Here is a 13,563-nt window from a genome sequence, read left to right on the forward strand (position 1 = left end):
CATGGCGGCGCGGTGGGGCTCGTTCAATAGCGCCCGACGATGGTCGCAAGGCGCAGGATGGGGCGCGCGCCCTCGTCGAACACCTGCGCCTCCACGCGCCGAAAGCTCGGGTTCGGCGTCGGGCGCACGTGCACGGCCACGGCGAGCTCGCGCCCGGCCTGCGCGCAGGCCTGGGTGCTGTCGCCCACGTCGGGCATCTGGCGCGCCAAGCGCACCTTGACGAGCTCGTTCTCGGCGCACAGCTGCGCAAGCAGTACGTCGGCCTCGCGCTGCGCATGGCGCGTGAGCGCGTTCGTCGCCTGCACGCCCGCGAGCAACGCTGTGGCCACGATGGCGAGCGCCACGAGCACTTCGACCAGCGTGAAGCCGGCGCTGCGCTGCGGGCTGAGATGAATGCTTGGCTGGGAGTGGCGCAAACCATTGCCGCTGCGGCGCGGGCGGCGTGACGATGACACCTGCGGGCTCATGGCAGCGGCTCGACGTGGAACGGGTGCAGCCCGTCCGTGGCCACGCGCAGCGCGGGGCCGGCGAGGTCGGCGCGCGCGAGCACGACTTGCTGCGGCGCGATCAGCGGCTCGGGGCCCAGCAGCAGGCTGTCCGCGCCCAGCACCGTGGTGCGCGCGTCCAGCCATTGCTGCGGCAGGCTGCTGCCCTGCGGCAGGCCCTCGAAGCGAAAGCCGCCCTGCGCGAGCACGCGCCAGCGCACGGGCACGCCGCTCGCGCGCGACTGCGCTCGCCCGGCTTCGAGCAGCGCCGCGAGCCGTTCGGCTTCGCGCTCGAGCTGCGCCTGGCCGCTGTCGCGCAAAGACAGGCTCACGCCCGCCGTCGCGAGCGCCATGATCGCGATCACGACGAGCAGCTCGAGCAGCGTGAAGCCGCCTTGGGTTTTGAATGAAAAATGCCGCAAAGGCACAATGGATAAGCGCTAAATGCTACGTTAACGATAGCCTTTTACTGCCAGCTTCCGATGTCGGCATCCTTGCCTTCACCGCCGCTCTGGCCGTCCGCGCCGAAGGACATGACGTCGATCTCGCCCTTGATGCCCGGGTTCAGGTACTGGTAGGGCCGGCCCCAGGGGTCGTTGGGCAGCTTGTCGATGTAGGGGCGCCAGTTGCCCGGCACCGGGCCCGTGGTGGGCTTGCTGACCAGCGCCTGCAAGCCTTGCTCGGCCGTGGGGTAGCGCTGGTTGTCGAGGCGGTAGAGCTTGAGCGCCTGCACGAGGTTGGCGATGTCGGTGCGCGCCGCGGTGGCACGCGCGTCATCGGTGCGGCTGAGCACGTTGGGCACGATCAGCGCGGCCAGCACGCCGATGATGACCAGCACCACCATGAGCTCGATCAGCGTGAAGCCGCGCTGCAGACGCTGGCGGCACGTGGCTTGGGGGCGGGAATGAGGGGTAGGAAAAGGCACGGCAAGAACTCTGCGAAGCGATGACAAAAGAGGCGAAAGCCAGGGGAAGGGAGCACCGGGGAATGAAGCCAAAGGCCCGGGCGCGTGCATGATAATCCGCGCATGTTGCGCTTACCATCCTTTGCGGCGCGCGGCGCCTCGGTGCCCTCTGGCGGGGCGGCTTGGGGCGTGCGCCTGGCCACGCTCGTGCTGTGGGCGCTCGCGGCAGCAAGCGTGGCCTATTGGGGCCTGCGCCTTGCGGGCCGGCCCCAGGATTCAGCGCTGCCCGCCGTGGCCACGGCCCCTGCTGCGCCCGACGTGCAGGCAATCGCGCGCCTGTTCGGCGCCGGTGCCGCGCCTGTGGCTGCTGCGGCGCCGCAAGCCTCGCTCGCAAGCCGCTTCAAGCTCGTGGGCGTACTTGCGGGGCAGCAAAGCGGCGGTGGCGCGGCGCTGCTCGCGGTCGATGGCAAACCGCCCAAACCGTACCGCGTGGGCGCGCAGGTCGAGCCGGGCCTGGTGCTGCTCGCGCTCGGCCCGCGCGAGGCACGCCTGGGCCCGCCCGGCGGCCCGCCCACGCTCACGCTCGAATTGCCGCGCAAGCCTTGAGGCGCGCTCTGCGCGTTTTGCGTGCCGTTTCTGGGCTCATAGCAGGTCGATCCGCTGCCATTCGCCCCACTGCGGCGCCTGCCGCGGCCACTCATGGGCCTGGGGCAGGCGCACGGCGTTTTGTGCGTTTCCAAGCGCTTGCAGCCAGGCCACGCAGCGCGCCACGCCTGCGTGCATGATCCACAGCTGCGGCTGCCCCGTCGTGCGTGCCCGTTCGCGCGCCTGCTGCAGCGCGTGTGCGACGCGCGCGAGCATCTCGGCCAAGGATTCGCCGCCGCCGGGGCGGTGCGCGGCAAAGTCCTGCACCCAGCGCTCCAGCGCCGCCTGGCCGATGTCGCTCCATGCGCGGCCTTCCCACTGGCCGAAGTCGAACTCGCGCAGGCGCGCCTCGGGCTCATAGGTCAAATCGGGCCGCAACGCTTGCAGATACTGCGCGAGCAGCTCACATCGCAGGAGCGGTGAATAGGCCACGTGCAGGCGCTGCGGCAGCGCCTGCGCGAGGCGCTGCGCACACGCGCGCGTCGCTGCGGGCTCGGCCGCCACGTCCAGGCGCCCGTAGCAAAGCCCCGGCGCGATGAGCGGCTGCGCGTGCCGCACGAGCCACAACTGCGCACCGTTCGTCGCGCTTGGTCGGGCGTTTTCAGGCACCGCGGGGGCCATCCCCTGCCTCATCGTCGTGCACCGGCAAACCATGGTGCGCAGCCCATTCCTTGGCTTTGGCGATCGCGATGCGGATCGCGCGGCCTTCCTCCATCCCTTCGGCGAGCAGGGCGTTGGCAATCTTTAGGATCCTGTCGGACTTTGGAATCGTCGGCTGCGAATGCGCCGCAGCGGCCCATTTTTTACCGGCTTCTTGCCCCATAGCACCACTATGGGGTTGCGAATCCGGCAAAAACTGGCTTCGCTGGGGCGCATTCTCGTTATCGACGCCCAAAGTCCGACAGGCTCCTATGGCCTTGCGGCGTGCAGGCGTGCTCAGGTGCCGCATGGCAACGGGGTAGTGCTCGGTGTTCCAGGGCATGATCCCCGATTGTCCATGCGGCGCTATGCACCGGTCTGCACAGTGCCAGGTTATTTTCATCGCCCAGCAGCGCATCGAAAACGCCGCAGCGCGCATCGATCCCGGGTTTTCCCTCGGTCGGCACCATCATGGTGCGTTGATGAACGGCGTACACTGTGCGGCGCCGCCTGCCAAGACCAATGACAAGAGCGCTGGCGGCCATTGCAGCGCCATCAAGGAGACAAAGCTTGCAGCCGACCAACACGCAAGACCCGGCCTATTTCCATCAGGTCGTCGATTGTCAGTGGGCGTGTCCCGCGCACACGCCCGTTCCCGAATACATCCGCCTGATCGCGCAGCGCCGCTACGACGATGCGTACATGGTCAACTGGGTGTCCAACGTCTTTCCCGGCATTCTCGGGCGCACTTGCGACCGCCCGTGCGAGCCCGCGTGCCGGCGTGGCCGCGTCGAAGACCACAACCTGCCCAAGCCCGAGCCCGTGGCCATCTGCCGCTTGAAGCGCGTGGCCGCGGACTTCAAGTCCGACGTGCGCGCGCGCATGCCGCGCCCGCTGCCGCCCAACGGCAAGCGCGTGGCCTGTGTGGGCGCGGGGCCAGCCTCGCTCACGGTGGCGCGCGATCTTGCGCCGCTGGGCTACGAGGTCACGGTGTTCGATGCCGAGGCGCGCGCGGGCGGCTTCATGCACCAGCAGATTCCGCGCTTTCGCCTGCCCGAGCACGTGATCGACGAGGAGACGGGCTACGTCTTCGCCCTCGGCGCCCAATTCCGCCCCGGCACGCGCATCGATTCCATGCGCGCGCTGCTTGGCCAGGGCTACGACGCCATCTTCGTCGGCAGCGGCGCGCCGCGCGGGCGCGACCTCGACCTGCCGGGGCGCAAGGAGGCGGCCGCGCACATCCACATCGGCATCGACTGGCTGGCCTCGGTGTCCTTTGGGCACGTGACATCGGTCGCCAGGCGCGTGATCGTGCTCGGCGGCGGCAACACGGCCATGGACTGCTGCCGCTCGGCGCGGCGCCTGGGCGGCGAGGACGTGAAGGTCATCGTGCGCTCGGGCTACGACGAGATGAAAGCCTCCCCGTGGGAGAAAGAGGACGCGCAGCACGAGGGCATCCCCATCATCAACATGCACGTGCCCAAGGCGTTCGTGCACGAGGGCGGCAAGCTCACCGGCATGCGCTTTGAAGTCGTGCGCGCCGAGTACGACGCGCAGGGCCGGCGCCAGCTCGTGCCCACGGGCGAGCCCGAGGCGTTCTTTGCCTGCGACGAGGTGCTGATCGCAGTCGGCCAGGAAAACGCCTTTCCGTGGATAGAGCGCGACGTTGGCATCGCGTTCGACCGCTGGGGCCTGCCCGAGCTGGGCAAGGGCACCTTCCAGTCGAGTTTGCCGCAGGTGTTCTTCGGCGGCGACGCGGCCTACGGCCCCAAAAACATCATCACCGCGGTGGCGCACGGGCACGAGGCCGCCGTGTCGATCGATCTGTTCCTGCGCGGGCAGGACGTGGCGCAACGCCCGCCGCCGCATGTCAACCTGGTGTCGCAAAAAATGGGCATCCACGAGTGGAGCTACGACAACGACCCGAGCACCGACCCGCGCTACAAGGTGCCTTGGGCGCAGGCCGAAAAAGCGCTCGCGAGCATCGCCGTCGAGGTGGAATTGGGCTTTGACCCGGCCACTGCCGCGAAGGAGGCGCACCGCTGCCTGAACTGCGACGTGCAGACCGTGTTCACGCCCAATCTGTGCATCGAATGCGACAGCTGCGTGGACATCTGCCCCACTGATTGCATCACCTTCACCACCAACGGCGAGGAGGCCGAGCTGCGCCAGCGCCTGAACGCGCCCTCGCTGCACCCCGAGGAGCCGCTGTTCGTCTCGCCCCCGCTCAAGACCGGCCGCGTGCTCGTCAAGGACGAGGACGTGTGCCTGCACTGCGGCCTGTGCGCCGAGCGCTGCCCGACCGGTGCGTGGGACATGCAGAAGTTCCTGCTGCTCACCGCCAAGGCCGGCGATGCTTTCAAAGACATAGCTATGAGCGCAGAAAGGACGGGCGTATGAAGCCGATTGAAGCCATCAACGACTTTGTCATCAAGTTTGCCAACGTGAACGGCTCGGGCTCGGCCAGCGCGAACGAGCTGTTTGCCAAGGCCATCCTGCGCATGGGCGTGCCCGTGAGCCCGCGCAACATCTTCCCGAGCAACATCCAGGGCCTGCCGACCTGGTACGAGGTGCGCGTGAGCGAGCAGGGCTACCTGGGCCGGCGCGGCGGCACCGACATGATGGTGGCGCTGAACCCGCAGACCTGGGCCGCCGACCTGGCCGAGATCGAGCCCGGCGGCTACCTGTTTTACGACAGCACGCGCCCGCGTGCGCCCGAAGAGCTGCGCGCAGACATCACCGTCATCGGCATGCCGCTGACCGAGATCTGCAACGCCGTGTTTGCCGACCCGCGCCAGCGCCAGCTGTTCAAGAACATCGTCTATCTGGGCGCGCTCTCGGTGCTGCTGGACATGGACGCCGCGGCCATCGAGACGCTGCTCGGAGAGCAATACAAGGGCAAGGAAAAGCTGCTCGCCTCGAACGTGCAGGCGCTGCACTTGGGGCGCGACTTTGCGCGCGAGCACCTCGCGCATCCGTTGCCCATCCGCGTGCAGCGCGCCGACCGCGTGGGCCAGCGCATCTTCATCGACGGCAACACGGCCGCGGGGCTGGGCGCGGTCTATGGCGGTGCCACGGTGTGCGCGTGGTACCCGATCACGCCCTCGACCTCGGTGGCCGAAGCCTTCATGCAGTATTGCGCCAAGTTCCGCATCGACGCCGAAGGGCGCCACAACTACGCCATCGTGCAGGCCGAGGACGAGCTCGCCTCGATCGGCATGGTCGTCGGTGCCGGCTGGAACGGTGCGCGCGCGTTCACGGCTACCTCGGGGCCGGGCATTTCGCTCATGACCGAATTCCTCGGCCTGGCCTACTTTGCCGAGATTCCCGCGACGCTCATCAACGTGCAGCGCGGCGGCCCCTCCACCGGCATGCCCACGCGCACGCAGCAGGCCGACCTGCTGGCCTGCGCCTACGCCTCGCACGGCGACACCAAGCACGTGCTGCTGCTGCCCGAAGACCCGCGCGAGTGCTTCGAATTCGCGGCCACCGCGCTCGACCTGGCCGACCGCCTGCAAACCCCGGTGTTCGTGATGAGCGACCTCGACATCGGCATGAACCAGCGCCTGTGCGCGCCGCTCGCTTGGGACGACCGCCGCGACTACGACCGCGGCAAGGTCATGAGCGCGCAAGACCTGGAGCAGCGCGAATTCGCCCGCTACAAGGACGTCGATGGTGACGGCATCCCCTGGCGCACGCTACCCGGCACGCACCCCAAGCTCGGCAGCTACTTCACGCGCGGCACCACGCGCGACCCTTACGCACGCTATTCCGAACGCGGGCCCGACTACCTCTACAACATGGAGCGTCTGCAGCGCAAGTTCGCCACCGCGGCGACGCTGGTGCCGCAGCCCGTGCTGCAACCCGCAGCCGCGCCCACGCGGCTGGGGGCGATTTATTTCGGTTCCACGAGCTGCGCCATGGCCGAGGCGCTCGACGCGCTCGCGGCTGCAGGCATCCACGTCGATGCGCTGCGCCTGCGCGCGTTCCCGTTCCCCACGAGCGTGCGCGACTTCATCGCCGCGCACGACCAGGTCTTCGTGGTCGAGCAAAACCGCGACGCGCAGATGCGCTCGCTGCTCGTCAACGAGCTCGAGATCGACCCGGCGCGCCTGCGCTCGGTGCTGCACTACGACGGCACGCCGATCACCGCGCGCTTCATCACGCAAGCCATCACCAAGCTCGCTGCAAATCTCGCCGCAAATGCGCCGCGCGGAGTTGCCGCTGCGCCGCAAGCCATTGCATCCGTGACCGCCAAACCTGCCGGCCAAGCCGCCGTGCCGGAGAGCACGCCATGACCTACATCGCCAAACCCCCGCTGCACCATCCCGCGCTCGCGCGCAACAAGGTCGGCTACACGCGGCGCGACTACGAGGGCAAAGTCTCCACGCTGTGCGCGGGCTGCGGCCACGACTCGATCTCGGCGGCCATCATCGAAGCCTGCTGGGAGATGAACATCGAGCCGCACCGCGTGGCCAAGCTCTCGGGCATAGGCTGCTCGTCCAAGACGCCCGACTACTTCCTGGGCGCGAGCCACGGCTTCAACACCGTGCACGGGCGCATGCCCAGCGTGCTCACGGGTGCCAACCTGGCCAACCGCGACCTGCTGTATCTGGGCGTGTCGGGCGACGGCGACTCGGCCTCGATCGGCCTGGGGCAGTTCGCGCATGCCATGCGGCGCAACGTCAACATGGTCTATATCGTTGAAAACAACGGCGTCTATGGCCTCACCAAAGGCCAGTTCTCGGCCACGGCGGACAAGGGCAGCAAGAGCAAAAAAGGCGTGGTGAACGCCGACAGCCCGGTGGATTTGGTGGGGCTGGCGATGCAGCTGGGTGCGAGCTTCGTCGCGCGCAGCTTCTCGGGCGACAAGGCGCAAATGGTGCCGCTCATCAAGGCCGCGATGGAGCACGGCGGCGCGGCCTTCATCGACATCATCAGCCCCTGCGTGACCTTCAACAACCACGCCGGCTCCACGCGCAGCTACGACTGGGTGCGCGAGCACAACGAGGTCGTGAACCGCATCGACTTCATCACACCGCGCGACCCGATCACGGCAAGCATCGCGCCGGGCGAGGTCGTCGATGTGCCGCAGCACGACGGCAGCATCCTGCGCCTGCGCAAGCTGCACACCGACTACGACCCGACTGACCGCGTCGCCGCCATGAGCTACCTGCACGAGCGCGCCGCCGAGGGCGAGCTCGTGACCGGCCTGCTCTACGTCGAAGCCGGCGCGGACGACCTGCACGCCGCCCAGCACACGAGCCTCCGCCCGCTCAACAGCCTGGGCAAGGCCGATCTGTGTCCCGGCGCCGCAGCGCTGGAAAAGCTGAACCAGCGGTTTCGTTGAAATTTGCCTTTTCGTCTTTATTGAGATAGCATAAAGTCTCGATAAAGACTTCAAGGAGCTCGCCATGGCAGCGAATTTCGTTGATGCCCAGGTGCCGGCTGCACCGGCAGCGGTGGCGCAAGACCGCACGGCGAGCTACTTGCTGCCGCCGCGTGCGCTGGGGGCGCAGACCTATCGGCTGTCGCCGGTGGAGCGTGCGCAGCGCGTCAAGCAGGGCGTGCCGGCGCGCGAGCTGGTCGCCGTGAGCCAGGCCATGGGCCTGCCGCGCGAGCAGCTCATGCGCGTGCTGGGGCTTGCGCGCTCCACGGTGGAGCGCAAGATCGCCCAGCGCGGCACGCTCTCGCAGCCCGAGGGCGAAAGGCTCATCGGCCTGGAGCGCCTGATCGGCCAGGTCGATGCCATGGTACGTGAAAGTGCTGGCGGAGATTCGGGCGAAGGTGCGGCAGATTTCGACGCGGCGCGCTGGTTCGCGCGCTGGATGGCCGAGCCGGTCGCGGCGCTGGGCGGCATGGCGCCGCAGGACTTGCTCGACACGGCCGATGGCCGCGAGGCGGTGAGCACTTTGCTCTTGCAGATCCAATCGGGCGCTTACGCTTGATAGGCGTGCGCTTGCAGCTACGTAAATCATAGTGACAGAAGCAAACACGGCAGCCGTCGATAGCGCAGTGAGCGTCTGGCGCATCGCCACCGACACGCCGCACTACACGGCCGACGACCTGAGCGGGCAGGGCGCCGAGCGCAGCGGTGGGCGCTGGAACGAGCGCGGCACACCCATGGTGTATGCGAGCAGCTCGTGCGCGCTCGCGTGCTTGGAGACGGTGGTGCACCTCGCGGGCGGGCTGCCCCTGCCGCTCAACCGCTATCTGGTGCGCATAGACATCCCGCCCGCGCTCTGGGCCGCGCGCACGGTGTTCGACGCCGCGCAAATGGTGGGCTGGGACGCCATACCCGCAGGGCGCGTGAGCCTGGCCTGGGGCAGCGCCTGGGCGCACGCGGGCACGAGCGTGCTCGCACAGGTGCCGTCGGCCATCGTGCCTGAAGAAAGCAACCTGCTCATCAACCCGCTGCACCCGCAGGCCGGCGCGCTGCGTGCGCGCAAGCTGCGGCGCTGGCAGTACGATCCGCGCGTGCGGCGCTGAGCCTTGCGGGTGCACGCGATGCTAGGAGCCTGTCGGACTTAGGAATCGTCGGCTGCGAATGCGCCGCAGCGGCCCATTTTTTACCGTCTTCTTGCCCCATAGTCCCGCTATGAGGCGGCGAATCCGGCAAAAACTGGCCTCGCTGGGGCGCATTCTCGCTTTCGACGCCCAAAGCTCGACAGGCTCCTAGCCAATGATCCATGAGGGGCGAGACTTGCACGCAAATTTGTCAGTAAGATGCGTCGCCCACATGATGCGGCTTGCCGCCACCCGAGAACCATGTCCATTTCTTGCAAACTCCACCGCCAACATCGTCAGGGCATGCGCCGGGCGCTTGGGGTGCTGGCGGCAATGGCACTGCTGTGGTTGGCGGCACTGTGGCAATTTTCCTCACCGACCTTGAAGCATTTGCCATGGCATCTGGTAATGCATGAGGTGCTCGAAGGCATGGCCATCGTGATCGCTGCGCTGGTGTTCGCGGTGGGCTGGAATGCCTGCCGCATGAACATTCAGCGCAATGTGCTGCTGCTCGCGTGCGGGTTTCTGGGCGTGGCGCTGCTGGATGCGGGGCATACGCTTTCATATCAGGGCATGCCGGACTTCGTCACGCCCAATTCGGTGGCCAAAGGGATCTGGTTCTGGCTGCCGGCGCGCTTCTTGGCGGCTTTTTTGTTGCTGGCGGCCGTGCTCATTCCCTGGCGCGCGCTGCAGCCTGGGGCCATGCCCAAAGCGCAGCGCTGGGGTTCGCTGGCCCTGGTGCTTGCAGGCGTGGCCTTGGTGTACGTGCTGGTGATATTTTTCCCCGACACCTTGCCCCTGGTGTACGTGCCGCCGGCGGGGCTCACGCACTTCAAGATCGCGGCCGAATACGGCGTCGTGGCGCTGCACCTGCTCACGCTGGGCGTGCTGCTGTGGCGCATGCGCGGGCCCACGGCCTTCGACGCGCCCGCGCTCTTCGCGGCCGTGGGCATCATGGCCCTGGGCGAGGTGTTTTTCACGCGCTACGTGAGCGCCTCCGACCAGTTCAATCTGCTGGGCCATGTTTACAAGGTGCTGGGCTATTTGTATCTGTACCGTGCGATTTTTCAGGGCACCATAGAGGCGCCATACCGGGCGCTCGCGCAGTCGGAGCAAAAATTGCAGACCGTGCTCGACGCCATCCCAGACCTGCTGTTCGAGCTCACCCGCGACGGACGCTATCTGCGCGCCCCGCGGCAGCGTGAGGAATTGCTGGCTGTGCCCGTCAGCGAAATACTGGGGCGCAAGGTGGACGACGTGCTACCGCCGCCGGCCGCAGCGGCAGTGCATGCCGCCTTGGACGAGGCGCACGCCCGTGGCCGCAGCGAGGGACACCAGTTCACGCTTCAGCTGGCCGACGGCGAACACTGGTTCGAGCTTTCGGTGGCGCGGGTGCAGACGGATGACTGGGAGGAGCCGCGCTTCGTGCTGCTCTCGCGCGACATCACGGCGCGCGTGCAGGCGCTGGAAGAGCGCCGGCGCAATGAAGAGCGCATCCGGCATCTGGCGAATTTCGACGTGCTCACGGGCCTGCCCAATCGCAAGATGTTTGCGTCGCGCCTCATTCAGGCGCTGGCCCTGTCGCAACGCAGCCATGCGCACCTGGCCCTGCTGCACGTGGACCTCGATCGTTTCAAGACCGTGAACGATTCGCTCGGCACTGATGCGGGCGACGCCCTGCTGATCGACATCGCGCGGCGCCTGCAGGCGCAGATGCGGCCCGAAGACACCGTGGCGCGCTACGGCGGAGATGAGTTTTTTGTGGCGCTGCCGCTGACGAATGCGCAGGAGGCCGCGCAACGGGCCGAAGCGCTGCTGGCCGAGTTGCGCAAGTCCAGCCAGATTGCAGGGCAGGCGCTCGTGGTCACCTCGTCGATCGGCATTGCCATGTACCCCGAAGACGGGCAGGACATGCAAACGCTGATGCAGCGTGCCGAGGCTGCCATGGACAAGGCCAAGGCGCTGGGGCGCGACCACTACTGCTTTTTCTCGCCCGAAATGCAGACCGCCTCGGCGCACGTGCTGCGCATCGAAAATGCCTTGCGCACGGCGATTGCGCAAGGGCAGCTTTCGCTGCACTTTCAGCCGCAGTGGCGCCTGCAGGACGGGCGCCTCGTGGGGGCCGAGGCGCTGCTGCGCTGGACGCACCCCGAGCTGGGCCGGGTGAGCCCGGCCGAGTTCATCCCCGTGGCCGAGGCCAGCGGGCAGATCATTGCGATCGGGCAATGGGTGCTCGACACGGCGCTCGCGCAATTGCGCCGCTGGCGCGACGCGGGCCACGCGGAGCTGACGCTGGCAGTCAACCTCTCGCTCATGCAGTTCCGCCAGCCCGACTTGCTCGCCGTGGTGCAGCAGGCCCTGGCGCGCATCGGCGTGCCCGCGCAGGCGCTGGAGCTCGAACTTACCGAAAGCATCGCCATGCAGGAGCCCGAAAAAGCCATTGCCACGGTGCAGCAGCTGGCGGCCGCGGGGGTGCAGCTGTCCCTGGACGACTTTGGCACCGGCTATTCCTCGTTCAGCTACCTGCAGCGCCTGCAGGTGCACTGCCTCAAGATCGATCATTCCTTCGTGAGCCACATCGAAGCGCCGCGCGGTCTTGCCGTGGTGCGCGCCATCATCGACGTGGCTGCGGGCCTGGGCCTGCAAACCATTGCCGAAGGCGTGGAGACGCCCGCGCAACTCGCGGCTTTGCGCACGCTGGGCTGCGACATGGCGCAGGGCTATCTGCTCGCGCGCCCGCTACCGCAGGCCGAGTTCGAAGCCTTGCTGGCGCGCCAGGCGAGCGGCCAGGCTCTGATCGACTTGTGATATTGAAAGAATAGCTGCTTATGCACGTGGATACTGCGTAAAGTGGCAAAAATGTCTGATTTTTGTGCGCCCGCTGGCGCAGCTTTGCACGAGCTCTCTCGCATGTCTCCCCACAGCTTCCTCTGGCACGACTACGAAACCTTTGGCACCGACCCGCGGCGCGACCGGCCCGCGCAGTTCGCGGCGCTGCGCACCGACGCCGAGCTCAACGAAATCGGCGCGCCGCTGATGTGGTATTGCCAGCCCACGAACGACTACCTGCCCGATCCGCAGGCCTGCCTGATCACCAGCATCACGCCGCAGCAGTGCCAGGAGCGCGGTCTGCGCGAGTACCAGTTTGCCGCGCGCATCGAGGGCGAGCTCGCGCAGCCCGGCACCATAGGCGTGGGCTACAACAGCATCCGCTTCGACGACGAAGTCACGCGTTTTTTGTTCTGGCGCAACCTCATCGACCCCTATGCGCGCGAGTGGCAGAACCAGTGCGGGCGCTGGGACTTGCTCGATGTGGTGCGCATGGCCTACGCGCTGCGCCCCGAGGGCATAGTGTGGCCGCGCAATGCGGACGGACAGCCGAGCTTTCGGCTTGAACACCTCACGCAGGCCAACGGCCTCGCGCACGAGGCCGCGCACGATGCGCTCTCGGACGTGCGCGCGACGATCGCGCTCGCGCGCCTCGTGCGTGCGCGCCAGCCGCGCCTGTTCGACTTCTGCCTGGGCCTGCACAAAAAAGAGCGCGTGCTGGCCGAACTGGGCCTGCCGCTCGGCCCGGCCACGGCGCGGCCCTTTTTGCACGTCTCGGGCATGTTCCCGGCCGAGCGCGGCTGCCTGGCCGTCATGTGGCCGCTGGCGAGCCACCCCGCGAACAAGAACGAGCTGATCGCCTGGGACTTGGCGCACGACCCGCGCGAATTGGCCGACCTGAACGCCGAGGCGATCCGCACGCGCCTCTTTACCCGCGCCGATGCACTGCCAGAAGGCGTCGCGCGCCTGCCGATCAAGACCGTGCACCTGAACAAATCGCCCATGGTGGTCGGCAAGCTCAAAACCCTGCGGCCCGAGCTCGCCGAGCGCTGGGGCATAGACCTGGCGCAAGCGCTGGCGCACGCGCAGCATGCACGCGCGCTGCCCGACATGAGCGCGATCTGGCCCGAAGTGTTCGCGCGCCCTGCAGAGCCCGCGCCCGACGTGGAGCAGGACTTGTACGGCGGCTTCGTGGGCACGGCCGACCGGCGCCGCCTGGAGCAGCTGCGCCACATGAACGGCGCGCAACTGGCCGCCGCGCACCCACGCTTCGACGACCCGCGCCTGCCCGAGCTCGTGTGGCGCTACCGCGCGCGCAACTTCCCCGAAACGCTCACGCCCGCCGAGGTGCAGCGCTGGGACGCGCACCGCGCTGCGCGCCTGCTCCACGGCGCAGGCGGCGCGCGCACCGTGGAGCAGTTCTTCAGCGCGATCGACACCCTCTCGGAAACCGCCGACGCACGCGGCGAGGAGATCCTTGGCGCTTTGTACGATTGGGCCGAGCAGATCGTGCCGGAGCAGTGAAACTCCGTCGTTAACCTAGTTGGTAAATTA

13 protein-coding genes are annotated in these 13,563 nt (G+C 67.7%); 8 read left to right on the forward strand and 5 right to left on the reverse strand.

All coding sequences use genetic code 11. The annotated features are described in order from the left end of the window. Positions 1 to 23 precede the first annotated feature (23 nt). From gspI to gspG, 3 genes are read right to left on the reverse strand one after another with little or no spacing between them, the layout of a single operon-like run. Entirely contained in the window at positions 24 to 467 is a 444-nt protein-coding gene (gspI, locus tag DFR45_RS08960; RefSeq protein WP_114483358.1) for a type II secretion system minor pseudopilin GspI, read from the reverse strand. Further along, positions 464 to 907 carry a prepilin-type N-terminal cleavage/methylation domain-containing protein gene (locus DFR45_RS08965; RefSeq protein ID WP_241659400.1) on the reverse strand — a complete coding sequence of 148 codons (444 nt, stop codon included), beginning with the start codon at positions 905 to 907 and terminating at the stop codon, positions 464 to 466. Before DFR45_RS08965 ends, gspI begins: the two co-directional genes overlap by 4 nt. 44 nt (positions 908 to 951) lie before the next feature. Beyond that, positions 952 to 1,410 (reverse strand): type II secretion system major pseudopilin GspG, encoded by a 459-nt coding sequence (gspG, locus tag DFR45_RS08970; protein ID WP_277752679.1) that lies wholly within the window; start codon positions 1,408 to 1,410, stop codon positions 952 to 954. A gap of 102 nt (positions 1,411 to 1,512) precedes the next feature. Between gspG and DFR45_RS08975 the strand changes: the two genes are divergently transcribed. Further along, complete coding sequence (locus DFR45_RS08975; RefSeq protein ID WP_114483360.1) at positions 1,513 to 1,995, forward strand: type II secretion system protein N; 483 nt, start codon at positions 1,513 to 1,515, stop codon at positions 1,993 to 1,995. A 36-nt stretch (positions 1,996 to 2,031) separates the two neighbouring features. Here the strand turns inward: DFR45_RS08975 and DFR45_RS08980 are convergent, their stop codons facing one another. Beyond that, entirely contained in the window at positions 2,032 to 2,643 is a 612-nt protein-coding gene (locus DFR45_RS08980) for a histidine phosphatase family protein (RefSeq protein WP_244910963.1), read from the reverse strand. Beyond that, the gene (locus DFR45_RS14520; RefSeq protein WP_114483362.1) at positions 2,636 to 2,857 is read right to left on the reverse strand and encodes a DUF2188 domain-containing protein; all 222 of its coding nucleotides are present in this window, start codon (positions 2,855 to 2,857) and stop codon (positions 2,636 to 2,638) included. The genes DFR45_RS08980 and DFR45_RS14520 overlap by 8 nt, the downstream gene beginning before the upstream one ends. Before the next feature lie 386 nt (positions 2,858 to 3,243). On the opposite strand from DFR45_RS14520, the gene DFR45_RS08990 reads away from it, so the two are divergent. The 7 genes from DFR45_RS08990 to sbcB all read left to right on the forward strand — a co-directional run bounded on the left by DFR45_RS08990 (position 3,244) and on the right by sbcB (position 13,533). Continuing rightward, complete coding sequence (locus DFR45_RS08990; protein ID WP_114483363.1) at positions 3,244 to 5,073, forward strand: FAD-dependent oxidoreductase; 1,830 nt, start codon at positions 3,244 to 3,246, stop codon at positions 5,071 to 5,073. Then, positions 5,070 to 6,971 carry a 2-oxoacid:acceptor oxidoreductase subunit alpha gene (locus DFR45_RS08995; protein ID WP_114483364.1) on the forward strand — a complete coding sequence of 634 codons (1,902 nt, stop codon included), beginning with the start codon at positions 5,070 to 5,072 and terminating at the stop codon, positions 6,969 to 6,971. The genes DFR45_RS08990 and DFR45_RS08995 overlap by 4 nt, the downstream gene beginning before the upstream one ends. Continuing rightward, complete coding sequence (locus DFR45_RS09000; RefSeq protein ID WP_114483365.1) at positions 6,968 to 8,023, forward strand: 2-oxoacid:ferredoxin oxidoreductase subunit beta; 1,056 nt, start codon at positions 6,968 to 6,970, stop codon at positions 8,021 to 8,023. The genes DFR45_RS08995 and DFR45_RS09000 overlap by 4 nt, the downstream gene beginning before the upstream one ends. A 64-nt stretch (positions 8,024 to 8,087) precedes the next feature. Further along, a complete protein-coding gene (gene parS / locus DFR45_RS09005) occupies positions 8,088 to 8,621 on the forward strand; it encodes a type II RES/Xre toxin-antitoxin system antitoxin (RefSeq protein ID WP_114483366.1) in 534 nt (177 codons plus the stop codon). 31 nt (positions 8,622 to 8,652) lie between these two features. Further along, complete coding sequence (locus DFR45_RS09010; RefSeq protein WP_241659398.1) at positions 8,653 to 9,162, forward strand: RES family NAD+ phosphorylase; 510 nt, start codon at positions 8,653 to 8,655, stop codon at positions 9,160 to 9,162. A gap of 426 nt (positions 9,163 to 9,588) precedes the next feature. Continuing rightward, on the forward strand, positions 9,589 to 11,988 hold the full coding sequence (locus DFR45_RS09015) for a bifunctional diguanylate cyclase/phosphodiesterase (RefSeq protein WP_241659397.1): 2,400 nt from the start codon (positions 9,589 to 9,591) through the stop codon (positions 11,986 to 11,988). 102 nt (positions 11,989 to 12,090) lie between these two features. Next, a complete protein-coding gene (sbcB, locus tag DFR45_RS09020) occupies positions 12,091 to 13,533 on the forward strand; it encodes an exodeoxyribonuclease I (RefSeq protein ID WP_114483368.1) in 1,443 nt (480 codons plus the stop codon). The last annotated feature ends 30 nt before the right edge of the window (positions 13,534 to 13,563 follow it).

It is taken from the genome of Extensimonas vulgaris, assembly GCF_003337425.1.
Lineage (GTDB): Bacteria > Pseudomonadota > Gammaproteobacteria > Burkholderiales > Burkholderiaceae_C > Extensimonas > Extensimonas vulgaris.